Annotated in this window: 23 protein-coding genes; 8 read left to right on the top strand and 15 right to left on the bottom strand. The window is 73.0% G+C overall.

Annotated features, from left to right (window positions below):
- Positions 1-53 precede the first annotated feature (53 nt).
- Positions 54-605 (bottom strand): TetR/AcrR family transcriptional regulator, encoded by a 552-nt coding sequence (locus BN39_RS11025; RefSeq protein WP_019202458.1) that lies wholly within the window; start codon positions 603-605, stop codon positions 54-56.
- 54 nt (positions 606-659) lie between these two features.
- Here BN39_RS11025 and BN39_RS11020 point away from each other — a divergent pair, with 54 nt between their 5' ends.
- Positions 660-1,703, top strand: coding sequence for an FAD-dependent monooxygenase (locus BN39_RS11020; RefSeq protein WP_019202457.1), 1,044 nt, complete (start codon positions 660-662; stop codon positions 1,701-1,703).
- Between the two features lie 6 nt (positions 1,704-1,709).
- Here BN39_RS11020 and BN39_RS11015 read toward each other — a convergent pair whose 3' ends face one another.
- Entirely contained in the window at positions 1,710-2,189 is a 480-nt protein-coding gene (locus BN39_RS11015; RefSeq protein WP_040767507.1) for a MarR family winged helix-turn-helix transcriptional regulator, read from the bottom strand.
- 106 nt (positions 2,190-2,295) lie between these two features.
- On the opposite strand from BN39_RS11015, the gene BN39_RS11010 reads away from it, so the two are divergent.
- Together BN39_RS11010 and BN39_RS11005 are read left to right on the top strand one after the other, a co-directional pair.
- Complete coding sequence (locus BN39_RS11010) at positions 2,296-3,228, top strand: amidohydrolase family protein (protein WP_019202455.1); 933 nt, start codon at positions 2,296-2,298, stop codon at positions 3,226-3,228.
- 56 nt (positions 3,229-3,284) lie between these two features.
- Positions 3,285-4,556 (top strand): serpin family protein, encoded by a 1,272-nt coding sequence (locus BN39_RS11005; RefSeq protein ID WP_019202454.1) that lies wholly within the window; start codon positions 3,285-3,287, stop codon positions 4,554-4,556.
- Here the strand turns inward: BN39_RS11005 and BN39_RS11000 are convergent.
- The 3 genes from BN39_RS11000 to BN39_RS10990 are packed head-to-tail and all read right to left on the bottom strand — an operon-like array spanning position 4,525 to position 6,835.
- Positions 4,525-5,139, bottom strand: a complete 615-nt coding sequence (locus tag BN39_RS11000; RefSeq protein WP_019202453.1) for an AmiS/UreI family transporter — start codon at positions 5,137-5,139, stop codon at positions 4,525-4,527. The two genes, BN39_RS11005 and BN39_RS11000, sit on opposite strands and share 32 nt — an antisense overlap.
- Positions 5,140-5,152: 13 nt before the next feature.
- On the bottom strand, positions 5,153-6,349 hold the full coding sequence (locus BN39_RS10995) for an acetamidase/formamidase family protein (protein ID WP_019202452.1): 1,197 nt from the start codon (positions 6,347-6,349) through the stop codon (positions 5,153-5,155).
- A 60-nt stretch (positions 6,350-6,409) separates the two neighbouring features.
- Positions 6,410-6,835 carry a MarR family winged helix-turn-helix transcriptional regulator gene (locus BN39_RS10990; protein ID WP_019202451.1) on the bottom strand — a complete coding sequence of 142 codons (426 nt, stop codon included), beginning with the start codon at positions 6,833-6,835 and terminating at the stop codon, positions 6,410-6,412.
- A 127-nt stretch (positions 6,836-6,962) separates the two neighbouring features.
- Here BN39_RS10990 and BN39_RS10985 point away from each other — a divergent pair, with 127 nt between their 5' ends.
- The gene (locus BN39_RS10985) at positions 6,963-8,033 is read left to right on the top strand and encodes a substrate-binding domain-containing protein (RefSeq protein WP_019202450.1); all 1,071 of its coding nucleotides are present in this window, start codon (positions 6,963-6,965) and stop codon (positions 8,031-8,033) included.
- Here the strand turns inward: BN39_RS10985 and BN39_RS10980 are convergent, their stop codons facing one another.
- From BN39_RS10980 to BN39_RS10945, 8 genes are all read right to left on the bottom strand, one after another.
- Positions 8,034-9,641 carry a DNA polymerase Y family protein gene (locus tag BN39_RS10980; protein ID WP_019202449.1) on the bottom strand — a complete coding sequence of 536 codons (1,608 nt, stop codon included), beginning with the start codon at positions 9,639-9,641 and terminating at the stop codon, positions 8,034-8,036. It lies immediately after the preceding gene.
- Positions 9,638-10,348 (bottom strand): hypothetical protein, encoded by a 711-nt coding sequence (locus BN39_RS10975; RefSeq protein ID WP_148281465.1) that lies wholly within the window; start codon positions 10,346-10,348, stop codon positions 9,638-9,640. The genes BN39_RS10980 and BN39_RS10975 overlap by 4 nt, the downstream gene beginning before the upstream one ends.
- 205 nt (positions 10,349-10,553) lie before the next feature.
- Positions 10,554-11,603 carry a low specificity L-threonine aldolase gene (locus tag BN39_RS10970; RefSeq protein ID WP_019202447.1) on the bottom strand — a complete coding sequence of 350 codons (1,050 nt, stop codon included), beginning with the start codon at positions 11,601-11,603 and terminating at the stop codon, positions 10,554-10,556.
- On the bottom strand, positions 11,603-12,325 hold the full coding sequence (locus tag BN39_RS10965; protein WP_019202446.1) for an SDR family NAD(P)-dependent oxidoreductase: 723 nt from the start codon (positions 12,323-12,325) through the stop codon (positions 11,603-11,605). Before BN39_RS10965 ends, BN39_RS10970 begins: the two co-directional genes overlap by 1 nt.
- Entirely contained in the window at positions 12,322-14,445 is a 2,124-nt protein-coding gene (locus BN39_RS10960) for a DUF6421 family protein (RefSeq protein WP_019202445.1), read from the bottom strand. Before BN39_RS10960 ends, BN39_RS10965 begins: the two co-directional genes overlap by 4 nt.
- Before the next feature lie 100 nt (positions 14,446-14,545).
- A complete protein-coding gene (locus tag BN39_RS10955; protein WP_019202444.1) occupies positions 14,546-14,956 on the bottom strand; it encodes a MerR family transcriptional regulator in 411 nt (136 codons plus the stop codon).
- A gap of 9 nt (positions 14,957-14,965) precedes the next feature.
- Positions 14,966-16,465: a SulP family inorganic anion transporter gene (locus tag BN39_RS10950; RefSeq protein WP_019202443.1), complete on the bottom strand. Its 1,500-nt coding sequence runs from the start codon at positions 16,463-16,465 to the stop codon at positions 14,966-14,968.
- 85 nt (positions 16,466-16,550) lie between these two features.
- Entirely contained in the window at positions 16,551-18,050 is a 1,500-nt protein-coding gene (locus tag BN39_RS10945) for an amino acid permease (protein WP_040766187.1), read from the bottom strand.
- Positions 18,051-18,099: 49 nt separating this feature from the next.
- Between BN39_RS10945 and BN39_RS10940 the strand changes: the two genes are divergently transcribed.
- Together BN39_RS10940 and BN39_RS10935 are read left to right on the top strand one after the other, a co-directional pair.
- On the top strand, positions 18,100-18,648 hold the full coding sequence (locus BN39_RS10940; protein WP_019202441.1) for a CGNR zinc finger domain-containing protein: 549 nt from the start codon (positions 18,100-18,102) through the stop codon (positions 18,646-18,648).
- A 17-nt stretch (positions 18,649-18,665) separates the two neighbouring features.
- Complete coding sequence (locus BN39_RS10935; RefSeq protein ID WP_051158880.1) at positions 18,666-19,814, top strand: serine/threonine-protein kinase; 1,149 nt, start codon at positions 18,666-18,668, stop codon at positions 19,812-19,814.
- Positions 19,815-19,819: 5 nt separating this feature from the next.
- Here the strand turns inward: BN39_RS10935 and BN39_RS10930 are convergent, their stop codons facing one another.
- Both BN39_RS10930 and BN39_RS10925 read right to left on the bottom strand, forming a co-directional pair.
- Positions 19,820-20,491 (bottom strand): response regulator transcription factor, encoded by a 672-nt coding sequence (locus tag BN39_RS10930; protein ID WP_019202439.1) that lies wholly within the window; start codon positions 20,489-20,491, stop codon positions 19,820-19,822.
- Positions 20,488-21,885: an ATP-binding protein gene (locus BN39_RS10925; RefSeq protein ID WP_051158878.1), complete on the bottom strand. Its 1,398-nt coding sequence runs from the start codon at positions 21,883-21,885 to the stop codon at positions 20,488-20,490. Before BN39_RS10925 ends, BN39_RS10930 begins: the two co-directional genes overlap by 4 nt.
- A gap of 144 nt (positions 21,886-22,029) precedes the next feature.
- Between BN39_RS10925 and BN39_RS10920 the strand changes: the two genes are divergently transcribed.
- Both BN39_RS10920 and BN39_RS10915 read left to right on the top strand, forming a co-directional pair.
- Positions 22,030-23,415 (top strand): PspC domain-containing protein, encoded by a 1,386-nt coding sequence (locus BN39_RS10920; protein WP_159103242.1) that lies wholly within the window; start codon positions 22,030-22,032, stop codon positions 23,413-23,415.
- Entirely contained in the window at positions 23,405-23,683 is a 279-nt protein-coding gene (locus BN39_RS10915) for a hypothetical protein (RefSeq protein ID WP_019202436.1), read from the top strand. The genes BN39_RS10920 and BN39_RS10915 overlap by 11 nt, the downstream gene beginning before the upstream one ends.
- Positions 23,684-23,716 lie beyond the last annotated feature (33 nt).

Here is a 23,716-nt window from a genome sequence, read left to right as displayed (position 1 = left end):
CACGATACGCCTGTATGTTCGATGCGGTTCAGATCGATCGAACCTCCGGGCCGTTAGCCGTCCGCGTCGGCGAGGGCGCCGAGGGCGCGACGGAGGGCGGGGTACGGATCGAACGGGTCGACCGGCATCGCCAGCTGGCGCATGACCACCGCGTCGGTGAGGTCCATGACCGCGAGCGACTCGACGGGGTCCAGGCCGATCGACGCGCCGATCGCGAGGCCCGCCTCCTCGATCACGCCGCGCCCGCGCCGCAGCGGCTCCCGGAGATCCGGCTCGACGGCCGCCGCGGCGAAGAGGTTCAGCCGCGCCACGCCGCGCACCCGCCCGGCGTCCACGGACCACAGCACGAACTCGGTGAGCCGCGCGGCCACCTCGTCGACCGTGGAGCGTTCGACCCCCTCGAACCCGGACCAGAAGGCGAGGTCCTGGTCGACCATCTGCTCCACGATGCCCAGAACCAGCGCGGAACGGGACCGGAAGTGGTTCGACGCGGTGCCGGCAGGGACGCCCGCGACGCCGTCGACGGCGCGGTGCGTGAGCCCGCGCAGCCCGAGCGTGCCCAACACCTCGACGGCTGCGTCGAGCACCTCTTCCCGGCGTCCCATGACGGAATACTGTACCGCCGTCCCAACTCACTACAAATGTAGTACATTGGCGTCATGACCACGGCAGCGATCATCGGCGGCGGAATCGGCGGGCTCGCCACCGCCGCCCTCCTCGGCGCACGGGGATGGGAGGTGGAGGTCTTCGAGCGCGCACCGTCGCTCCCCGCCACCGGCACCGCGCTCGGGATGTGGCCCGAGGCCCTGGAGGTTCTGGACCGGATCGGCGCCGGGGACCGGGTCCGCGAGATCGGCATCGACCAGCGCGTCGCCGAGCTCCGCGACGCGACGGGCCGGCGCCTCGGCCCGCGCATCGAGGCCAAGGGCGCCACCGTGCTGATCTCCCGCCCGCCCCTGCTGGCGGCGCTCGCGGCGTGCGCGCCGACGGTGCGGTGGGGCGAGCGCCGCGCCGACCTCGCGGGCCTGCCCCACGACGTGATCGTGGGCGCCGACGGCATCAACAGCGTCACCCGCGCGGCGGTGCTCGGCGAGCGCGTCGATCCGCGCCCGCTGGGCGTGGACGTGCTCATCGGCCGCTGCCCCGGAGAGACCGATACCTTCACCGAATACTGGGGCCCCGGAAGGCTGTTCGGCGTCACCCCGCGCGACGGCGGTTACATCAACTGGTACTCGGAGTACGACCCCCGCGCCGTGCCCGACGGGACGCCGGACCCGGACTCGGACCCCCGCGGGTTCCTCAGCGCGATGTACAGGGACTGGGCGCCGCGCGTGCGGGAGACGATCGAGGGCATCGACGCCGGATCCGCTCTGCACTACCACTCGCGCGACCTGCCCCGGCTGTCGCGGATCGTGCGCGGCAACATCGCGCTGATCGGCGACGCGGCCCATGCCATGGCCCCGAACCTGGGCCGGGGCGCCTGCGAGACGCTGCTGGACGCGGCGGCGCTCGCCGACGCGCTGGGGCCGGCCGAGGCCTTCGACGGCGACGTCCCCTCCGCCCTCGCCGCCTACTCCGCGGCGCGGAAGGCCGCCGGTCAGCGAACCATGCTGCTGTCGCGCGCGATGCGACACGCCGCCCTCACCCGGCGCCTGCGCGCACCGCTCGACCTCTCGCTCCGCGCCGTCGCCGCGGTGGCCTGAACGCCGTCAGTCGTCGCCCGCGAGGGCCGGGCCCAGCTTGCCCAGTGCGCGGGCGAGCGCCGTCACGTCACGGGTGCTCAGATGATCGAACACCAGCCGGCGCACCTCCTCGACGTGGCCGCGCGCGGCGGCGTCGACGGCCTCGAAGCCCTCCTCGGTGAGCTCTGCGTACGCGGAACGGCCCGCCGCGTGCCGCACCAACCAGCCCCGCTTCGCCAGCTTGGCGAGCACGTGCGAGAGACGCGACGGCGAGGAGTTGGCGGATTCCGCCAGCGCGGACAGGCCCAGCCGGCGCCCCTCCGCCTGCGACAGCGCGGTGAGCACCATGAACTCGTAGTGCGTGAGACCGGCATCGGTGCGCAGCTGGGTGTCCAGCTTCGCGGGGAGCCGCATGGCGACGTTGACCAGCGGCAACCACGCCGCCATCTCCGCCTCGGACAACCACCGCACGTCGCCGTCCGTCGCGCCGGTGCTCGGCTCCGCCATGGTCACCCCCTCGTGCCTCGACCCCGTCGATTCTACGACGCCCGCCCACCGCGGGAGCCGCCGGATTCGGTGAACGGCGGATCACCGAATGGGTAGATTGGGGAGGGTGACACGAACGCCAGGCAGCGCCACCAGCGGACCGTCGAACACCACCCCCGGGCCCGATTCCGACGCGGACGTCCCCGCCTACCTCGAGGCGCTGGGCCTGCCCGGGCTCGCCGACATCCACGTCCACTTCCTCCCCGAGCCGATGCTCGCCAAGGTGTGGGACTTCTTCGACCGGGCCGACCTCGAGTACGGCACGTCGTGGCCCATCACCTACCGCTACGACGAGGACACCCGGCTGGACCTGATCCGCGGCCTGGGCGTGCGCGAGATCCCCGCCCTCACCTATCCGCACAAGCCGGGCATGGCCGAATGGCTCAACGCCTGGTGCGCCGAGTTCGCGCGGCGCGTGCCCGACGCCGTCCACTGCGCCACCCTCTACCCCGAGCCCGGCGTGGCCGAGTACGTGCGGGCCGCCCTGGCCGACGGTGCGCGGCTGTTCAAGATGCACGTCCAGGTCGGGGTCTTCGCGCCCGACGACCCGCAACTCGACCCCGCCTGGGAGGCGCTGTCCGACGCCGGGGTGCCCGTGGTGATCCACGCCGGCTCGGGGCCCGTGGAGGGCCCGTACACCGGCCCGGGCCGGGTGGAGGAGGTGCTGCGCCGCCACCCGGACCTGACGCTGGTGATCGCGCACCTCGGAATGCCCGAGTACGACGCCTTCGCCGACCTCGCCGAGCGGTACCCCCGCGTGCATCTGGACACCACGATGGCCGCGACCGACTTCACCGAGCGCTCCGCCCCGATGCCGCCCGGCTACCGGGAGCGGCTGGCCGGCCTCGCCGACAAGGTGGTGCTGGGCAGCGACTTCCCCAACATCCCCTACGCCTACGCGCACCAGCTGTACGGGCTCGCCCGCCTCGACCTGGGCGACGACTGGATGCGCAAGGTGCTGTGGCACAACGGCCGCAGGCTGCTCGGGCACACCGCCTGACCTCCGCGGACCGCCGCCGGGGCGCCCGGGGCCGGGCGGTCGATACGATGGGGCCCATGCTGATCCGACGGGCCGCGGTCGCGCTGCTCGCCGCGGCGACCCTCGTGGCGTGCGGCGGGGCACCGTCGTCGCCCAGCGCGCTCGGACTCGAACGCTCGGAGGAGAAGTTCGAGCAGGTGGGCGTCGACAAGACCCGGGACGACGTGACCGCGCTGGTGGCCACCGCCACCCGGATCGGGTCCCGGATCGCCCCCGGCGACGGCAAGGCCGGCGCGACGGCCGTCTCCCCCTGGTCCGTGCTCAGCCTGCTCGGGATGCTCCGCGCCGGAGCGGAGGGCGAATCCGCCGCCCAGCTCGACGGCGCCGGCCTCGGCGCCGCGAAGGACCTGGGGCGCGCCATGGCCGCCCTCACCGGGCAGACCGCGCAGTGGGCCGGGGACCCGGGCACGATCCCCACGGGCACCCCGCCCGCCGCGCCGCTGTTCCAGTCGCAGGTGGCCCTGCTCACCGCGAAGCAGCCGGCCGCGCGCCCGGAGTTCCTCGACACTCTTTCCACCCATTACGACACCGGCGTCTACCCCGTGGATTTCGGCCGCGGGGTGGGCGAACCCCTGGGCGAGTGGGCGGCGGTCAACACCGGCAGCGCCCTCACCTCGGCGCCGGTGCGGGTGGGCGGAGACGCCCGGCTCGCCGCCGCGACCACCGCGTACCTCGCCGCCGCGTGGAACTTCCCGTTCGACCCGGCGCGCACGCGGCCGGCCCCGTTCACCGCGGCGGACGGTGCCGCGCTGGAGCCCGAGACCATGCGCGGCACCATCCCGTCCCGGGTGGCCACCGGGGACGGATTCACCGCGCTGCAACTGGATTACGGCGCGCCGCTCGCGTTGCAGATCGTGCTCCCCGCGCCGGGCGTCCCGGTGGCCGACGCCGCCTCCGAGGCGCGGTTCACGGCGGCCCGGATCGCCCTGGCCGCCGCCCCGTCGGTGCCGCACGAGGTGTCGCTGCCGAAGTGGCGGGTGGCCGGCTGGACCGGGCTGGTGGACCCGCTGCGCGAGGCCGGGATCACCGGCGTCCTCCCCGGCGGCCCCGGGCTCGTGGGCATCGCGCCCGGGGCTCCCACGCTCGCCGCCGCGCAGGCCGCCGCGGTGCTCACCGTCGGCGAGAAGGGGACGGCGGCGGGCACCGTCGAGGCCGGAACCCCGCCGACGCCGGAACCGCCGCCCGGACCGGATCCGTTCGCGGTGGACCGCGCCTTCGCCTATTCGGTGGTGGACACCGCGACCGGCCTGCCCCTGCTCATGGGGACGGTGAACCGGCCCGGCGCGTGAGCGCGTGCGGCCGGGTGAGCGCGTACGCCGCCGCCAGGAGCACGGCGGCCGTGACGGCGCCGCCCACCGCGACGGGCGCGGTTTCGGCGAACGAGCCCACCATGAGCAGCCATGCCGGCACTGCCGCCGTGAGCACGCCCTCGGCCACGGCGACGACACCGGTGAACGGCGCCAGCGCGTCCTTCCCCAGCCCGAGGACCAGGAAGAACAGCAGCCAGAGCACGGCCCACGACGACCAGATCACCGCGAACACCGGCGCGCCGTCGCGGAGCGACACCACTGCGTAGCCGACGGCGGCGACGGCCACGAACAGGGAGAACCATCCGAGCCCCTGCCCCGGCAGCCCGGCGAGCGCGTTGATCCCCACCCACAGGTAGGTGAAACCGAACAGGTAGAGCCCCGTCGCCGCGTGCAGGGCCGCCGGATCGTCGGCGGTCATCAGCAGGTACGTCGGCGTGATCACCTGCAGCGCACCGACGAACAGGTTCAGCGGCGCCGCACCCCGGGCGGGTACGACACCCAGCAGCATCAGGCCGTTCACCACGAGAACGGCCCCCACGAAGAACAGTCCCGCGTTGCTCATCTCGATCGCCCGGTCAGTGCGGCAGGATGTCCTGGTCGAAGATGTCGAGCGGGATCTTCAGCGTGACAGCGGCGTTCGGGATGTCTACCACGCCGCCCACGTGCATCTCGCACGGCGCCACCGAGATGATCGTGTACGCCTGCTCCGGGCTGTAGCCGAACTTCCCGAGGTACTCGATCGCCTGCTCCACCGCGTTGGTGGCGGCGAACGTCAGGTCCAGGTAGCGCTGGTCGGTCCCCTTGGCGGACAGGCCGATGAACGTGAGATAGCGGGTACCGAGGTTCGGATCGCACGCGGACGGCCGGATCATCGGCGTCTTCACGCCGTACCGGGCCATGCCGTCCTTGATGATGTCGAACCGGAACCAGCCCGCGCCGTCCATTTCGATGGCGTTCCAGGTGATCTCGCCGTCGCCCTCGGCGAAGTGGTAGTCGCCGGCGGAGAACAGCGCACCGTCGACGAACACCGGGTAGTACACCCGGCAGCCGCGGGAGAGGTTCTTGATGTCCATGTTGCCGCCGTTCTCGCGCGGCGGGATGGTGCGCGCCGCAGTGCGATTCGCGTCGGCCAGCGCGTCCCCGCCGAGGGTGCGCAGCACCGCCTGATCCGTGGCGTCGGCGCGGGGCGCGGCCAGCCCGTCGACGATGAGCGGGTCCTCGCGGCGGTTCCACAGGTCCAACAGCTCGTACGACGGTGCGACACCGGTGATCCCGGGGTGGCTGATGGCGGGGATCTCCACGCCCGGTATCTGCCGGCTGGTGGCGAACAGCCCGTGCAGGTCCCAGATCGTCTTGAAGCCCTCCGGGAACCACGACGCCAGCGGGCCGCCCATGCCCGGAAGGATGTTGGAGTAGCCGATCCCGGAGAGCGGCAGGATGTCGAGCACGTCGACGACGAGCAGGTCACCCGCCTTCGCCCCGTCGATGCGCACGGGGCCGGCGAGCGGGTGGGTGCGGGTGAGGTCGAAGGTCTTGATGTCGCCGTCGTCGTCGACGTCCTGCAGCTGGTAGTCGTCGTAGCCCGGCGCCTCGAGGATGATCTCCTCCCCCGGGCCCAGCTCGTACAACGGCGGGATGTCCGGGTGCCAGCGGTTGTGGCCCAGCTCCTTCTGCTCGGCGAGCGGCTTGCCCACGTCGCAGGAGAAGCGCTTGACGCCCAGGTCGCGATCGGGGAATCGAGAGACGCCGGAGGCGGTGAAATCGGTGGACATGTCGGTGAGCCCTTCGTCGGGGATGGTGACGAGGGCCAGATTACTTCCGAATGGAAGTTTCTAGGTGGAAACGTCGAATCTGCCGAGAAGCCCCTGCAGGGCCTGTGTCTCCCACGGCTCGAACCCCTCCAACGCGCCCGCGGTCGCGGCGTCGACGAGACCGGAGAGCTCGTCCAGGGTCGCGGCGCCGCGGTCGGTGAGGCGGACCACCACGCGCCGCCGGTCGTGCCCGTCGAGGGACCGGTGCACCAGGGTGCGGTCGACCAGCTTGTCGACGGTGCGCGTCAGCGTCGCTGCAGGCAGATTGGTCCGCTCGGCGAGGGCCGCCATCGTGGCCCCCTCCGCGGCGAGATGCGCGAGCACCGTCCAGTGCGGGACGCCGAAGTCGGTGCCCCGTAGCGCCCGGGCCACGGCGCGCTCCACCGCGGCCGCCCGCGCGAGGACGACGAGCGCCACGTCCGCGGTCCGCACGTCCTGCTCCGCCATGGCCCGCCTCCATTCCTCCGGATCTCCACCGGATCACCGGCCTCGGGTGTCATGATAGTTCCACACGGGTAAATCACCCAACGAGTACGGAAGACCAGTACGCCGTTCTCGACGAGGAGTGAGCTGCATGGAACCCTTGCGGATCGGACTCGCGATCCCCCTGCGCGGCCCCGCCGGGCTGTTCGGCCCGTCGTGCGAGAAGGTCGCCGAGCTCGCCGTCATGCAGCTCAACGCGCGGGACGGGATCCTCGGCCGCCCCGTGGAGCTCGAGGTGCTCGACGCCGGCGTCTCCGCGGAACGGTTCCACTCCGACACCCTGGGCGCGGTGTCCGCCGGGCGGGTGCACGCGGTGGTGGGCTGGCACATCTCGTCGCTGCGGCAGCGGATCGCCCCGTCGCTCGCCGCGGTCGGCGTCCCCTACGTCTACACCTCGCTGCACGAGGGCTCCGAGCGCGAGGCCGTTCTGTGCCCGGGCGAGACGCCGGAGCTGCAGGTGGCCCCCCGGATGCGCTGGCTGCGCGCCGAGCGGGGCATCCGGCGCTGGGCGGTGGTGGGATCGGAGTACATCTGGCCGCGCCGCACCGCGCGCACGGTGCGGGCCTACGCGGCGGCGACGGGCCTGGACATCGTGGACGAGGCCTTCGTCTCCTACGGCTGCCGCGACTTCCGCGGCGTGATCGACCGGCTGCGGCGCAGCACCGCGCAGGGCGTGATGATGCTGCTGGTGGGCCGCGACGCGGTGCTGTTCAACCGGCAGTTCGCGGCCGCCGGGCTGCAGGAGAAGCTGGTGCGATTCACCCCGCTCATGGAGGAGAACATGCTCATGGCGTCGGGGGCGGAATGCACCCACGACCTGTTCGTGGCCGCCGCGTACTTCAACAGCCTCTCGACCGCGGCCGCGATGGACTTCACCGGCAGCTACGCCGATACCTTCGGGCCCGACGCGCCGGCGCTGAACAACGCCGCCGAATCCTGCTACGAGGGCATCCTGGCGCTGGCGGCGGCCTCGAACGCCGCACAGAGCCTGGAGGCGCGCACGATCCTCTCCGCCCTGGAATCCGGCGAGCTCGGCTACGACGGGCCGCGCGGCCACGTGGAGCTGCGCTCGGGCGCGGCGGTCCAGCAGGTGCACCTGGCCCGCGCCGCTGATTACGAGTTCGAGGTGCTGACCGCCGTGGGCGGCCCGGACGCCGGCTGATCACTCGTACACGCCCTCCACCTCCCATCCGCCCGCGTACTGCAGCAGCAGCGCTCGCCCGTCGTCCTTCCCCGGGGCGGCTTCCAGCAGCACCTGGGCCCGCGCCCGGGGCTCCGCGGCGGCCGCGCCGGGCTCCCACCACCGCTCGTCGACCAGCCACGGCCCCGCCCACCAGCTCAGCGCCCAGCCCCGCGATCCCCACGCCAGGTGCGTGGGCTCGCTCGTGAAGGCGCCCCGCTCGGTGACCCGCACCGACTCTCCCGCCGCGTCCGTCACCGCGACCGCGGCGCCGGTGAGCAGCACCGACGGGGACGGCTCCGGCATCCGGCCCGGCCAGGGCGCCTCGGTGTCCCGGGCCGGGACCGGCTCGTCACCCAGCGGCACCCAGGTGACCCGCTCCGCCGGTCCGCGGCCGCCGCTGCGCACGGCCACCCGGACGGCCTCGCCGCCCAGCAGGCCCTGCACCCGCACCAGCGCCCGCCGGAAGCGGGCGGCACCGTCGCCCTCGTCGCCCCACATGCCGGCCTGCAGCGCCCCCGCGTCCACCACCTCGACCGGCTCCAGCCGCAGCAGCACGATCGGGGCGCCGGGGCCGCCCGTCCTCCCGCGGCTGCCGGTGAGCCAGCCGTCGATCTGCCAGCGCACCCGGTCCGCCGTGCCCTCCGGGGTGAGCGGCTCCGCGCACCGCCAGATCCGGGTGTGCCGCTCGCCGTTCTCGGCGACCGCGGAGACCTCCAGCCGCAGGCAGGCCACGCCCGCCGCGGACAACCTCTCGTGCAGGTCCACGGCGAGGGACCGGCCGGCGAACGCCGCGGCGTCCACCCGGTCGATCGGTGGGTCCGGCCGGAGTTCGACGTCGAGACCGGGCGGCAGGGCCGCGGTGGAGGGCGGCCTGTCCGCCACCGCGCGGGCCTGACGGTGCGCGGCGATCGCGTCGACCCCGAACCGGGTGGCCACGTCCGCGGAGGTGAGCCCGGCGAAGGCCCCGACGGTGCGCAGCCCCAGCCGCCGCAGCAGGTCGATCAGGTCCGTGCGGTCGTCGCCGACGAGGGCCTGTTCGGCCCCCAGCTCGGCGATCGGCAGCGGCGCCAGGAACGCCGCCGAGCCGCCGGGCGGCACGATCACGCCGCGGCGGGCCGCGAGGGCCGCGGTGAACACCTCGTCCGCGATGCCCACGAGCGATTCCGCGCCCACCGACGACGCGGCGTCCACCAGCTTCTCGGCCGCGGCGCCCTCCCCGCCGAAGAACCGCGCGGCACCGCGCGCGGGGATCACCACCAGGCCCGGGCGCAGGACCTCGATCAGCGGGATCAGCGCGGCGACGGCGCCCGCCACCGGTTCGAAGATCCGCGCGTCGCGCCCCGGATCCGTGCCCGCCACCTGCAGATCCGGGCACCGCGCCTGCGATTCTCGGCGCTTCATGCCGCGACGCACCCCGTCGGCCCGGGCCGGCGCGTTGCAGGCCACCACGCGGTTCCCGTGCAGCACCGCGACCGGGTGATCGGGCGGCAGGTCCGCATCGGCCGCCGCCGCGGCCGCCGGCCAGTCCGGGCACCACAGCGCCAGGATGCGCTGCGGCGCTGCGCTGTTCGCCGGACCGCCGCTCACCGCGCCACCGCCGCGCGGGGTTCCTCCACGACGCCGCGGTAGGGGTTGAGACAGCCCCGGCCCCGGGCGGAGAACAGCAGGTCGATCCCGCGGACGCGGCCGCGGCCGGGGCGCGCGCCGAGGCCCGCGTAGCCCTGCACCCGGGCGCCGAGGTGCAGCGAAGCGCCCTCCCAGCGGCCGCCCGTCACCAGCAGCACGCCGCCCTTCGAGCGGGCGCGGGCGGCGACGGCCCGGCCGCGGCTGGGCGGGACCGCGAGCCCGCCGAGGCCGCACAGCACCACGTCGGCACCGTCGAGCAGGACGGAGGCGACGGACACCGGGTCGGCCAGCGGCCCCTCGATGAGGGCGATGCGCTCCGGATCGGCCCCCTGTTCGAGTGCGGCCGCCATCCCGAAGCCGGTGAGCCCGCACAACGCCACCCGCGCGCCGGAGCGGGAGGCGGTGGCCACCAGGGAGACCGCCAGGGACGCCGCGCCCGAGATCTCCGCGACGCTGCCCCGGGGCAGGCCGCCGCCCGGGAGCAGCCGGGCGAGCTCCGGATGCACGGGGAGGACCCCCTGGTCCAGGCCCTCCACAGGCTGTTCGACGGGGGCCGACGGGGACCGGGCAGGGCGGTGCCTGTCCGGCAGCGCCGCGAGCCGCTTGCGCAGCTCCGCCAGCTTCTCCTCGCGGTTCCCGGCCACCGCGCTCGCTCGTACGACGGACACCTGTCACACCCCTCCCCTACGTTCTGGACCGCATCTGATCAGGAGCGGAAGCAGAGCCACGGGGAAGACGTGACTAGAACTTCTGTTCGATCTCCATCAAGAGTAGGCCCGCCGCCCGAACATCGTCAAGCGTCGAGGCGAGGAGGGTTCCCGCGCAGCGGGCGTGAGACGCGCACCCGGAAAACACCAGGTCACGACGGTTTGCTCAGGCGAGCTCGGCGCGGACCAGGTCGGCGAAGGAGCGGACGTCGGCCTCGGTGGTGTCCCAGGCGCACATCCAGCGCACCTCGCCGCGGATCTCGTCCCAGAAGTAGAACGGGACCCGGTCCATGAGCCGCTCGGAGGCCGCGCGCGGAAGCTCGGCGAAGACCGCGTTGGACTGCACCGACTGCGTGATCGTGACGCCGTCGATCGCGCCCACCAGCTCGGCCAGCAGCCGGGCCATCGCGTTCGCGTGCCCCGCGACCCGCAGGTAGCGATCGCCCTCGAACAGGGCGAGGAACTGCGCGGCGAGGAAGCGCTGCTTGGAGGCCAGCTGCATGGACAGCTTCCGCACGTACGCCGTTCCGCGCGCTGCGCCGGGGTTCAGCACCAGGACCAGCTCGGCGCCCAGCAGCCCGCTCTTGGTGCCGCCGACGCTGACCACGTCGGCACCCACGTCGGTGGTGATCGCGCGCAGGCTCGTGCCGAGGCTCGCCGCGGCGTTGGCCAGGCGCGAACCGTCGATGTGCAGCAACCAGTCCCGCTCGTGCGCGTACTCCGCGAGGGCGCGCAGCTCGTCCGGGGTGTAGACGGTGCCCAGCTCGGTGGACTGCGCCACGGACAGCACCCGCGGCTGGGCCCAGTGCTCGTCGCCCGCGCGGTCCGGCACGGCCGCCGCGATCGCCTCGGGGGTCAGCTTGCCGCCCGCGGTGGGGACGACGAACAGCTTGAGGCCGGCCACCTTCTCCGGGGCACCGCCCTCGTCCACGTGGATGTGCCCGGTGTCCGCGCACACCACGGCGGAGAAGCGGTCGCTCACCGCGGACAGCGCCACGACATTGGCGCCGGTGCCGTTGAACACCGGATACGCCTGCGCCGCTTCGCCGAACAACTCCCGGACCCGCTCCGCGAGCGCGGCCGTGTAGGCGTCCGCGCCGTACGCGCCCTGATGCCCCAGGTTGGCCTCGGCCACCGCCTCGAGCACCTCGGGGAGCACGCCGGCGTAGTTGTCGCTCGCGAACCCGCGGTGCTCCGGATCGTGCAGCCGCGCCATCAGGAACCGCTCCCCTCGGGCGTGGGGACCAGGGACACGACGGCGCCGTTCGCCTCCTCGGCGGGCACGTCCCACAGGCCGGCGATCCGGTCCGCGACGTCCACGATCGGCGTGTACCGCGGGAACTTCCGCTCCGGCGCGTCGGCCTTCATCCGCGGCGTCAGCAGCGCCATGACGCGCAGCACGGTGGCGGCCGCGGCGGTGCCGTCGAAGGCGTCCGCGAGGGCCAGGGTCCAGGCCTCCGCCGCCGCCTTCGCCGAGGCGTACATCGCGTTCTTCGCGGTGGGCTTCGCGACGGACACCGAGGAGATCACGGTGACCCGCGCGGCGTCGCTCGCGACGAGCGCCGGGTACAGCGCCTGCGTCACGTTCTGCAGGCTGCGGATCAGCCCGGACTCCAGGAACTCCCAGTCGGCGGGGTCGGCCTCGTCGATCGCGACGCCGCCGCGCCATCCGCCCACCAGGTGCGCCAGCCCGTCCACGCCGCCGTGATCGGCGACGATGCGGCGGGCGGCCTCCGCCGTGGCGGCGCGGTCGGCGAGGTCCGCGCGATACCCCGTGACGCCGGGCAGCGACGAGATCTCCTGCGCCAGATCGCCCCGGGAGACGGCGGCCACGCGCGCACCGTCGGCGACGAGCCTGCGCACCACCTCCTGACCCAGGGCGCCGTTCGCCCCCGTGACGACGACGGTGCGGCCGGCGACGGCCGCGAGCGCGCTCACGCTCCCACCTCGGCGGGCGCGTCGGCGGTGATTCCCCGGGTCGACTCGATCACGGTGCGCATCTTACGGCGCAACGCCTCGTAGAACACGTTGAGCGGGAACTCGTCCGGAAGCACCAGGTCCACGAGCCCGCGCGGCTCACCGTCGAGCGGGAGCGCGGCCTCGCCCTTGGCCCACACCGAGCCCGGGCCGGGCGCCACATAGGAGGAGACGAACGCGTAACTGGCCAGCCACTGCCCCACCTTGGACCGGTCGATGCCGGTGCGATAGAGCTCCTCGATCTCCTCGCCCAGCCGGATCACCTGCTGCGGCAGCTCCTTCCAGTCGAAGGAGAGGCGGTTGTCGCGCCAGCGCAGCGCGCCGTGCCGGTGCAGGTAGGCGAACAGCAACTGCCCGCCGAGGCCGTCGTAGTTGCGGGACCGGTCGCCGGTGATGGGGAACCGGAACAGCCGGTCGCACAGGATGGCCAGCTGCACCGGCAGCCCGTAGGGGTGTCCCTCCTGCTGCAGGCCGTACGCCTCGCGGAAGGTGGTGAGATCGCAGCGCAGCTCCTCGAGCGCATACAGCCAGTAGGGCATCCGCTGCTTGATCATGAACGGATCGAAGGGCAGGTCGCCGCGGCTGTGCGTGCGGTCGTGGATGAGGTCCCACATCGCGAACGTGGACTGCGCCAACGCCTGCGAGGCGACCAGCCGCTCACCGTCGGGCGGGAGCTGCAGCGAGAGCACCTCGCAGGCGGCGCCGGTCACCCGGCGGAACCGTGCGGCCTCCCGGTCGCAGAAGATGGCGCCCCAGTGGAACTCCGGCGTGCGCGACACCGTGACCGTCTCCGGGAAGAGGACCGCGGAGTTGGTGTCGTAGCCCTCGGTGAAGTCCTCGAACGCCACGGACAGGAACTTGCCGTTGTCGTAGCGGTTCTCGACCTCGGCCAGCCAGTCCGGCCACACGACGCGCAGCAGCACGGCCTCGAAGACCTTGCCGGCGTTGCCGTTCTGGGTGTACATGGGGAACACCACGAGATGCTCCGCGCCGTCCACGCGGTCCAGGTCGGGGCGGAAGGCGGCGAGCGACTCGTCGAAATCGGGCCGCCCGAAACCGCCCTCGGTCCACCGGCGGAAGTCGCGCGGGAGGGCCGCGAGGTACTCAGCGTCGTGCGCGAACAGCGGCGCGAGGGCCTCGATCGCGGCCACGATCCGATCCACCAGCTCGCCCGCGCGGGCGTGCGCTCCGGCGTCGGGGACGGCACCGTCGTCGGCCTGCAGCTCCCGCAGCTCGGCGACGGCGGCCTTGAGCGCGCCCCACTCCCCGCTGCGGGCGACGACCGAATCCGTCACGCGCGCACCGTCGGCGTGCGCGCCGGCGGCCCAGGTGACCGCGTTCGTCCAGAGCGTGCGCTGGTCCAGGTCGGCGATCGAATCGTCGCCGAACAGGTCGGAGTCGGCGAAGACCACGACCCGCCCGAGGCCGGCCCGCACCGCGGCGGCCAGCGGACGATCGGCGGGCTCGGCCGTGCCGGAGGTGCGCGCGAGCACCGTCGCCCCGGGCGCGGCGGAGAGGTCGAGGACGCCCGTGCGGTAGAAGCACGCCTCGTCGACCGCGGCGGCGAGCCCCTGCCCGCCCAGCTCCGGCGCGATCACCGATCGCACCCACGTGGCGTTCTCGCGCAGGCGGCGCTCGCCCGGGGCCTCCTGTACGACGGTGGATTCCACGGCCACGCCGAACCGCGCCAGCAGTTCGCCGAGGTTGTTGCCCGAGGTGGCGGTATCGCACTCGGCGAGCACCACGAGCCCGCCTCCGCCGCGGACGTACGCCTCCACGGCGTCGAGCTCCGCATCCGTGTACACGGGCGGCAGATCGCCCGTGACCCGCTCCACCCCGCGGCGGGCCAGATGCGGGATCACGTAGACGTCGGCGGCGCGCAGGGCGTCCTCGGTGATCTCGGCGTGCACGGCGTCGGTCACGGTCATGCCGCGGCGGCGCAGCGCGGCCACCGCGTCGGCCAGGCTCGCGTCGGCCGGGTTCACCGGCACCATCTCACGGGCGCGCTCGACTGTGGTCGCCCACGCGCAGCTCCGGGCCTGTTCCACCTGCACTCGGGGGAAGACGGCGTTCTCAGACATAACCGTTCCTATCGTTTACCTATTACAGCCTTTGACGCAATCTTAACGCGTCGCCGGGGGCAGGCATCGCAACATCGGCGAGGCCGCACGACGACGGCGGTCAGCGACGCCCGGCGAGATCGGACAGGACTGCCGCGAACTCCTCGGCGAACGCGAGCTGCGAACGCAGCTCCGCGCACCGCTGCGCGGCGGCCTCCGAGCACTGATCGACGAAGGCGGCCGCGTCGGCACGCACCGCGGAATCGGCGGCGTCGCCCTCCAGCGTGTCCAGCGCGGCGAGCAGGTCGCGCATCTGCTCGAGGGTGAAGCCCAGCGGCTTCATCCGGCGGATCACCATGAGCCGGTCGACGTCCGCCGGGGTGTACAACCGGAAGCCTCCCGGGCTGCGTTCCGACGGGGTGACGAGCCCGACCTCGTCGTAGTGCCGGATCGTCTTCAGGGACAGTCCCGTCGCGTCGGCGACCTGCCCGATCTGGAGGAGCCGGGACGCGCCGGTAGCCTGATCCGTCATGCCCCGAGACTAGTGCTCGCCACCCAGGCGGCCGGTCAGTCGCTCGTGCCGCTCCGCCGAGGCCGGATTGAGACCGACGAACTCGACGGTCTTGCCCTTGCCGCGGTACTTCGTCTCGATCGCGTCGAGCGCCGCGACCGTGGACGCGTCCCACACGTGCGTCTCGGAGAGATCGACGATCACCCGATCCGGATCACCCACGTAATCGAACTGGTGGACAAGGTCATTGCTCGACGCGAAGAACAGCTCACCGCGCACCCGGTAGGTGCGGGCGCCGCCGGCCTCCGCACCCTCCGGCGTCACTTCGGTGAAGTGGGCGACCCGGCGGACGAACAGCAGCGTCGCCACGATGACGCCGCCGATCACGCCGTACGCCAGGTTGTGGGTGGCCACCGTGATCGCGACCGTGACCACCATGACCGCGGTCTCGCTGCGCGGCATCCGGCGCAGCGTCGCGGGCGCGATGCTGTGCCAGTCGAAGGTGCCGACGGCCACCATCACCATCACGGCCACCAGGGCGGCCATCGGGATCCGCGCGACCACGTCGCCGAGGCCGACAACGAGGACCAACAGGAACACACCGGCCAGGAACGTCGAGATCCGTGTGCGCGCACCGGAACTCTTCACATTGATCATGGTCTGGCCGATCATCGCGCAGCCGCCCATGCCGCCGAAGAAGCCGGTCACCACGTTCGCGGCGCCCTGCCCCCAGCCCTCACGGGTCTTATCCGAGCGGGTGTCGGTGATGTCGTCGACGAGCTTGGCGGTCATGAGGGACTCGAGGAGCCCGACGAGGGCCATCGCGAGCGCGTACGGAGCGATCAGCCGCAGCGTGTTCAGGTCGTAGGGAACGTCGGGGATCAGCCACTGGGGCAGGGTGTTCGGCAGCTCGCCCTCGTCGCCGACGTTCGGCACGGCGAGGCCGAACAGGAGGGTCACCGTCGTGAGCGCGACGATCGCCACCAGCGGCGCCGGCACCGCCGTCGTGAACCGCGGCAGCCCGACGATGATCACGAGGCCGGCCGCGATCATCGGGTAGACCGCCCACGGCACGCCGGTCATGTGCGGCAGCTGGGCCACGAAGATCAGGATCGCGAGCGCGTTGACGAAGCCCACCATCACGCTGCGCGGGATGAACCGCATCAGCTTCGCCACACCCACTGCGCTGAGCCCGATCTGGAACAGCCCGGCCAGGATGACGGTGGCGAACAGGTAGTCCACGCCGTGCTCGCGCGCGATCGGCGCCACGACGAGGGCGACGGCTCCCGTGGCCGCCGAGATCATCGCGGGCCGGCCCCCCACGATCGCGACGGTCACCGCCATGGTGAACGAGGCGAACAGGCCGACCCGCGGATCCACACCCGCGATGATCGAGAACGAGATCGCCTCCGGGATGAGCGCCAGAGCGACGACCAGGCCGCCGAGGGTCTCGATCCGCAGTCGTCGCGGATCGCGCAGCGCCGCCACGACGTCGCTGTCGCGCACGGAGCGCGCAAGGGGTGTCCACATCACCGGCGAAACCCTACCCTCCCGTAAGGGTAGGTTCGTTCGAGGGCACCCGCCGGGACGTCGGCGGACCGTCGGGCACTCGGGGTCAGGCCACCGGGTCGGGGTCGTGGTGCGCGGAGGCCGCGGCGGCGGGCGTGAGATCCGCGGTCCGCGGGTCCACGGTGGGGTCGCGCGTGATCAGCTTGTGTCCCCACCAGAGCCCGAGGAACAGGATCAGCGCCGCGTACGAGGTCAGCCACAGCTCGACGCCGCCCTCCTCGCCGCCGCGGACGGCCACGTAGTACTGACCCGCGATGACGGCGACGCACATGAGCAGCGCGACGATCGGACCCAGCGGGTACAGCCACGCCTTGTACGGCAGCGCGTCGAGCGGGCGGCCCTGCAGGTTCCACGCCTTCCGGAACCGGTAGTGCGCCCACGCGATGCCGATCCACGTGATGAACCCGGCCACCGAGGAGGCCGTCACGAGCACGGTGTACGCCTTGCCGTCGCCCACCTTGCTGGCGAGGAAGCACAGCGCGCCGATCGCCACCGTCGCCGCGACGGCGGCGGCCGGGATGCCCGTCCGGGACACCTTGCCGAACACCTTCGGCGCGTTGCCCTGCACGCCCAGGCCGTACAGCGCGCGGGTGGCCGCGTACAGGCTGGCGTTGCCCGCGGAGAGGATCGCGATGAGGATGACCGCGTTCATGATCGAGGCCGCCGCATCGATCCCGGCGAGCTTGAACACCAGCGTGAACGGTGCCACCGCAACGTTCTCGTCCGAGGCGTCCAACAGGTCCGGGTTCGTGTACGGAATGAGGAACGCGATGATCGTCAGCGTGCCGATGTAGAAGATCAGGATCCGGAAGAACACGGTGCGCACGGCGCGCGGGATGGCGCTCTTGGGCTCGATCGCCTCGCCCGCCGCGACGGCGATCATCTCCGTGCCCTGGAACGCGAATCCGGCGATGAGGAACACAGAGAGCATGCCCAGCGGCCAGTCCACGAACGGGGCGTCGCCCACCGTCCAGTTCTCGAATCCCGGCGACGGACCACCGATCACGCCGACCACCATGAGCACGCCCACGATGAGGAAGACGACGACGGCGATCACCTTGATCGACGCGAACCAGAACTCCGCCTCGCCGAACGCCTTCACCGCGAACAGGTTCAGCGCGAGCAGGCCGCCGAGGAACACCAGGGACCAGATCCACGACGGCACGTCGGGCAGCCAGAACCTCATGATCAGGCCGGCCGCCACCACCTCCGCCGCCAGCGTGATCGACCAGTTGAACCAGTAGTTCCACCCGGCGGCGAAGCCGAAGGACTTACTGACGAACCGGGTGCCGTACTCCTCGAACGGGTTACTGCACGGCATGTACGCCGACATCTCGCCGAGGCTCTGCATGAGGAAGAAGACCATGACGCCCATGAGCGCGTACGCGGCGAGCGCACCGCCCGGGCCGGCGTCGTGGATCGTGGCGCCGGACGCCACGAACAGGCCGGTGCCGATGGCGCCACCGAGCGCGAGCATGCTGATGTGACGACTCTGCAGTCCCTTGCGGAGGGTTTCATCCGGGGTGATTCCGAGCGGGCTGGACACCCGATGAGAGTAGCGACTGCAAGCGCCGCCGGGATACCATTCGCCGGTCATGTTCTCGTACGACACCCGATCCGCGCTGGCCAGCGCCGCAGACCTGGTCAACACGGCCCCCGACGCGCCGACCGACCGGCCCGAGCGACTGGGCACCGTCGACGCCCTGCGCGAGTTCGTGGCGCGCTGGGGCTGGACCGGCCCGATCCCGATCCGCGAGGACGAGCTCGAGCGGGTGCACGCCGTGCGCCGGCTGCTGCGTGAGCTCTGGGACGCCGCATCCGACGAGACACGGGCCGTGGACCTGATCAACCGCATGCTCCGCGAGGCCGCGGTGCTGCCGCAGCTGGTGCGCCACGACGACTGGCCGTACCACCTGCACGGGTGGAGCGACAGCACCCCGATCGCCGAGCGCTTCCTCGCCGAGCCCGCGATGGGCCTGGTGGACGTGGTCCGCGCGGGCGAGCTGGATCGCCTGCGCGCGTGCGCCGCCCCGGACTGCGCCGGGGTGTTCGTGGACCTCTCGCGCAACTCCTCCCGACGGTTCTGCGACGACGGATGCAACAACCGCCTCAACGTGGCCGCGTACCGCGCCCGCCGGGCCTGACCCCTAGACTCTGTTCCGTGGCGGAATCGACCGGAGCGGGTGGGACCACCAGGGGTGTGCCCGGGCCCGACTATCTGGTGGCCGGGCGGTACCGGCTGCGTTCGAAGATCGGCGGCGGCGGCATGGGTGCCGTGTGGCTGGCCCGCGACGAACGCCTCGACCGCGACGTGGCGGCCAAGCAGGTGATCTCCACCGAGGGCCTCACCCAGGAGGAGGCCGACGAGCTCCGCGAGCGCGCGCTGCACGAGGGCCGGATCGCCGCCCGGTTGCAGCACCGCAACGCGATCGCCATGTACGACGTGGCCCTCGACCGCGGGGAGCCCTGGCTGGTCATGGAGTACCTCCAGTCGCGGTCGCTCGCGCAGGTGCTGCACATGACCGGCTCGATGCCGCCGCGGCAGGTCGCGCAGATCGGCGCTCAGGTGGCCGACGCGCTCGCCGAGGCGCACGAATCCGGCATCATCCACCGCGACATCAAGCCCGGCAACATCCTGATCGCCAACCGCGGCAGGGCATCCGGCACGGTGAAGCTCTCCGACTTCGGCATCGCCCGGGCCAAGGACGACGGACAGGCCAGCCAGGCAGGCATCATCACCGGCACCCCCGCCTACTTCGCCCCCGAGGTGGCCCGCGGCGCCGAACCGTCGGAGGCATCGGACCTGTATTCGCTGGGCGCCACCCTGTACACCGCGATCGAGGGCAAGCCTCCGTTCGGCGTGGACGACGACTCGATCGCGCTGCTGCACAAGGTGGCCCGCGGCCAGATCAACAAGCCCACGCACGACGGCCCGCTCACCGCCGTGGTCCTGGACATGCTGCAGCCGAGCCCCAAGCGGCGTCCGTCGCTCGAGGAGGCCCGGGACCGGCTCGCGGAGGTCGCCGCCGCGGGCGGGAACCCCGCCGCCGTCCTGGTGTCACCGCTGCAGGCCGCCGAGGGAGCCCCCGCGGTGTGGCTGCGGCGCACAGCCGGCGAGCGCTCCAGCGCCGCGGCATCCGACCGTGGTTCGACGGCGCAGGGGCCCACCGCTCCGCCGGTGAGCACCTACACGCCGCCGCCCGTCGCTCCCCCGTCGGGCATGTCGAACACGATGCTTGCGGTGTGGATCCTGCTGGGATTCGTCGTCCTCGCCGTCGTGGTCGCGGGCGTCATCCTCGCGCTGGGCTGAACCGTTCAGTCCGCGAGGTGGCGGGTGTGGGCCCAGCGGGTGAGGGCGTTGCGGTTGCTCTGCTGCGTCTTGCGCAGCACGTTGGACGCGTGGGTCTCCACCGTCTTCACCGAGATGAACAGGTCCTCGGCGATCTCTCGGTAGGTGTAGCCGCGGGCCAAGAGGCGCAGCACCTCCAACTCGCGCGGCGTGAGCGAGTCCAGCTCCGGGTCCAGCGCCGGCTCGGGCACGGGCGAGCGGCCCGTGAAGGAATCGAGCACGAACCCGGCCAAGCGCGGCGAGAACACGGCGTCGCCCTCCGCGACCCGGCGCACCGCGTCCGCCAGTTCCTCCCCCGAGATGGTCTTGGTGACGTAGCCCCGGGCGCCGGCACGGATCGTGGCGATCACGTCCTCCGCGGCGTCGGACACGCTGAGCGCCAGGAACACCGGGGCCTTCTCCAGCTTGGCGCGCGGCGCGCCGTCGGTCACCCCGCGCAGCACGGCGACGCCGCCACCGTCGGGCATGTGCACGTCCAGCAGCACCACGTCGGGACCGAAGGAGAGGATGCCGGACACCGCCTCGGCCACCGTCCCCGCCTCGCCGACCACCTCGATCGACGCCTCGCGGCTCAGCTCGGCGCGCACGCCGGAGCGGAACACGCCGTGATCGTCGACCAGGAACACCCGGTAGCTCACGCAGTCTCCTCCGCGGTCTCGTTCGAAGCCGGAACCGCCGCCTCGCCGGCGACGGCGCGGGGCACCGACAGCCGCACCTCGGTGCCGCGGCCCGGATTCGAACGGACCTCGGCGGTGCCGCCGCGGCGCTCCACCCGGGCCCGGATCGACTTCGCCAGGCCCTGCCGGTCCGACGGTACCGCCTCCGGGTCGAATCCGGTGCCACGGTCGCGGACGAACACGCAGACGGTGTCGGGGTCGATCTCGGCGTACACGTCGGCGCTCTCGCAGCCGGAGTGTTTGGCCGCGTTGACCATCGCCTCCTTCGCGGCGCCCAGCAGCGCGGTGTACCGGTCGTCCACGCCGAGTTCGCAGCCCTCCACGTCGCCCACGGTGATCACGTCCATCGCCACGCCGTGCGCGTCCTCGACGTCGGCCGCCGCGGCCTTGAGCGCGGCGGCCAGCGACTCGGCCGGCGCCTCGGTGCCGCCGAACAGCCACTCCCGCAGCTCCCGCTCCTGACCGCGCGCGAGCCGCTTGACCGCGGCGCCGTCGCCCGACTGCTTCTGGATGAGGGCCAGGGTCTGCAGCACGGAATCGTGCAGGTGCGAGGCGATCTCCTCGCGCTCGATGGTGCGCACCCGCGCCGCGCGCTCCTCACCCAGGTCGCGCCACAGGCGCACCCAGATCGGCACGGTGAGCAGCGCGACGCCCACCAGCGTGAGGACGACGGCCGCGAGCGCGGTGGGCAGGGCCGCCACGTTCACGCGCCCCAGGAAGACGACGGCGAGGCCGACGATCACCAGCGTGACGCCGCCCAGCATGCGCATCCACGTGACCAGGCGCGACCCACCGGCCGGGGCCGCGGTGCGGGACGTGGAATCCGCCTCCCGCCACACCAGCGCGGCGCCCACGCCGATCACGATCACCGGCACCACGAAGCCCGCGTTGGTACTGCTCGCGACCGTCGCGAGGGTCGCCGCACCGACCACGCCCAGCACCGCGAGCGCGAGGCCACGGCGGCGCTCGGCGGGATCGGGCGGCTCGGTGTCCGTGCCCGGGCGGCACATGAACCACAGCAGCGCGTAGACCACCACGCCCGGGCCCAGCAGGGCCAGCAGCGTGAACACGATCCGCACGCGCATCACGTCGACGTTCAGGTGATCCGCGATGCCGCCGCACACGCCGCCCACCACCGCGCCGCCGCTGCGGCGCAGCATCCGCGGGTACGACGGTGCCGGGGCCGGGTCCTGCGGCGCCGGTGCGGTACGCGGTGGCTGCGCGAGGCGCGGCGGCGCGGGCACCGGGTACTGCGCGCGCAGCGGATCCGGCGCGTATCCGGGGGCGTACCCGGCGTACTGCACCGGACGCCACGGCTCCTGCCGCGCTCGCCTGCGCTGGGATCGTCTACTCATCGTGCCTCGATGGTGGCACGATCGAGGGCGCCCGCGCATCGGGGAACCCCCTTACTTCCGGGCCCGCACCCCGACCCCGTGGCCCGGGGATTTCAGGGTAGATCCCGATGGTCCCGCGCCGCCCCGCCGCGCAGGATCGTAGCCATGGACACAGCAACCCTCTCCAGCCAGACCCGGCAGATGTGGGACACCCGGCCGCTACGGGCCCGGCACGCCCCCATCGCCGGCGTCTGCACCGGCTTCGCGCGCCGCTACCAGGTGGACGTGGCGCTGGTCCGCGCCGCGGTGATCGGCGCGACCGTGCTCGGCGGCATCGGCTTCTTCGCCTACCTCGCCGCGATCTTCCTCCTCCCCAAGGAGCCGGACCGCGGGTACGCCCCGCAGGAGCGGCAGAACGGCCCGCCGCCGTTCGTGCTCATCATCGCCGCGATCCTCGCCGTGACGCTGTCCGGCGGCATCGGCGCCAACTGGCCCGGCGCGGGCCTGATCAGCGCGGTGCTCCTGGCGGCCGGCTGGTACGCGCTGTACCAGCGCACCCCCACGCCGCCCCCCGGCACCGCGGTGTCCACGCAGTTCGCCGCGGGCCCCGCCTCCGTGGGTGCTTGGCAGCCGCCGCAGTCGCCGTACCCGTGGCAGCCCGTGTGGCAGCCGCCGGAGCAGCGCGCGCAGCAGGACGCGGCGCAGCCGACGCCGCACCGGGATGCGACGCAGGATGACGCGACCGACCCTGCGGCCCACGCGGATCCGCACGCTCAGGACTCCGCGGACGCCCAGGCCGATCCCCGGGCGCAGCAGCCCGTGTGGCAGCCGCCCACGCAACGGCCCACCCGCACCGAGGCGCACCCGACCGAGGAGATCCAGCCGCCGCGGTGGGATCCGCTGGGCGCCGCACCCTTCGCCTGGGATCTGCCCGAGCCCGCCGCACAGACGGCTCCCGCCACACTGCCGAAGCAACGCTCGCGGGTCACCGCGATCACGCTGGGCGCCGCGCTGCTCACCGCCGCCGGCATCGCCGCCGTGAATCTCCTGGGCGTGGCGTCGATCTCGGCCGTCCCCGCCGCGGCCATGGTGCTCGGCGTGGTGGGCATCGGCCTCGTGTTCGGTGCCTTCCGCCGCTCCGGCTACGGGCTGCTGCTCGCGGCGATCCCCCTCGCCGGGTTCGTGGTGATCGGCACCACGGCGCAGAACGTCGGCTTCTCGGACGCGCCCCGCGGTGACCAGAAGTTCACCGTGGTCGATCCCGCCACACTGCGCGACGCCTACACCGTGCAGGTCGGGGACCTCAAGCTCGACCTGCGCGATATGGCACTGGACCGCGACCGCACCGTCACCACCCGGGTCGCGGTGGGCGACACCACCATCACGGTGCCGGAGTCCATGAACGTCAAGGTCGTCTGCACCATCTCGGTCGGCGACGCCGACTGCCCGGACGGCGCGATCGCCGGCAAGGACGCCGCACCCGGCGCCCCGACCCTGACCATCGACGCCCAGGGCAACGTGGGCAGCGTGGAGGTGAAGCGTGTCGGATAGCGAGCACACCGAGCAGGCCGGCCGGGGCGACCACGCCGACCGGGCCGGGCAGGCCGGCGAGGGCGCCGCGGACCGTCGGACCCGGTTCTCCCCCGGACTCATGGTCGCGGGAGTGGCGGCCCTGGCCATCGCCCTCTGGGCGATCGCCGGCGGCCCCCGCCTGCTGGACAGCGGCACCCTGCTGGGGGTGCTCGCGATCGGCGCCGTCGCGGTGGCCGGCGTGATGCTCATCGTGCGGCCCGGCGGCAAGGACACCGGCCCGCACTGACCCGGCCGGCCTGACCCGCCAGTCCGGCCATCG

Source organism: Tsukamurella sp. 1534, assembly GCF_000312385.1.
GTDB lineage: Bacteria > Actinomycetota > Actinomycetes > Mycobacteriales > Mycobacteriaceae > Tsukamurella.
This window is presented reverse-complemented; position numbering and strand designations above follow the sequence as displayed.

What these genes read in the sequence shown, in the direction of transcription:
- BN39_RS10920 (WP_159103242.1), top strand. Translation starts at nt 22,030, where the DNA reads ATGGACACAGCAACCCTCTCCAGCCAGACCCGGCAGATGTGGGACACC.
- BN39_RS10925 (WP_051158878.1), bottom strand. Translation starts at nt 21,885, where the DNA reads ATGAGTAGACGATCCCAGCGCAGGCGAGCGCGGCAGGAGCCGTGGCGT.
- BN39_RS10985 (WP_019202450.1), top strand. Translation starts at nt 6,963, where the DNA reads ATGGAACCCTTGCGGATCGGACTCGCGATCCCCCTGCGCGGCCCCGCC.
- BN39_RS11025 (WP_019202458.1), bottom strand. Translation starts at nt 605, where the DNA reads ATGGGACGCCGGGAAGAGGTGCTCGACGCAGCCGTCGAGGTGTTGGGC.
- BN39_RS11000 (WP_019202453.1), bottom strand. Translation starts at nt 5,139, where the DNA reads ATGAGCAACGCGGGACTGTTCTTCGTGGGGGCCGTTCTCGTGGTGAAC.
- BN39_RS10955 (WP_019202444.1), bottom strand. Translation starts at nt 14,956, where the DNA reads ATGACGGATCAGGCTACCGGCGCGTCCCGGCTCCTCCAGATCGGGCAG.
- BN39_RS11020 (WP_019202457.1), top strand. Translation starts at nt 660, where the DNA reads ATGACCACGGCAGCGATCATCGGCGGCGGAATCGGCGGGCTCGCCACC.
- BN39_RS11005 (WP_019202454.1), top strand. Translation starts at nt 3,285, where the DNA reads ATGCTGATCCGACGGGCCGCGGTCGCGCTGCTCGCCGCGGCGACCCTC.
- BN39_RS11015 (WP_040767507.1), bottom strand. Translation starts at nt 2,189, where the DNA reads ATGGCGGAGCCGAGCACCGGCGCGACGGACGGCGACGTGCGGTGGTTG.
- BN39_RS10990 (WP_019202451.1), bottom strand. Translation starts at nt 6,835, where the DNA reads ATGGCGGAGCAGGACGTGCGGACCGCGGACGTGGCGCTCGTCGTCCTC.
- BN39_RS10960 (WP_019202445.1), bottom strand. Translation starts at nt 14,445, where the DNA reads ATGTCTGAGAACGCCGTCTTCCCCCGAGTGCAGGTGGAACAGGCCCGG.
- BN39_RS10950 (WP_019202443.1), bottom strand. Translation starts at nt 16,465, where the DNA reads ATGTGGACACCCCTTGCGCGCTCCGTGCGCGACAGCGACGTCGTGGCG.
- BN39_RS10970 (WP_019202447.1), bottom strand. Translation starts at nt 11,603, where the DNA reads ATGGCGCGGCTGCACGATCCGGAGCACCGCGGGTTCGCGAGCGACAAC.
- BN39_RS10995 (WP_019202452.1), bottom strand. Translation starts at nt 6,349, where the DNA reads ATGTCCACCGATTTCACCGCCTCCGGCGTCTCTCGATTCCCCGATCGC.
- BN39_RS10940 (WP_019202441.1), top strand. Translation starts at nt 18,100, where the DNA reads ATGTTCTCGTACGACACCCGATCCGCGCTGGCCAGCGCCGCAGACCTG.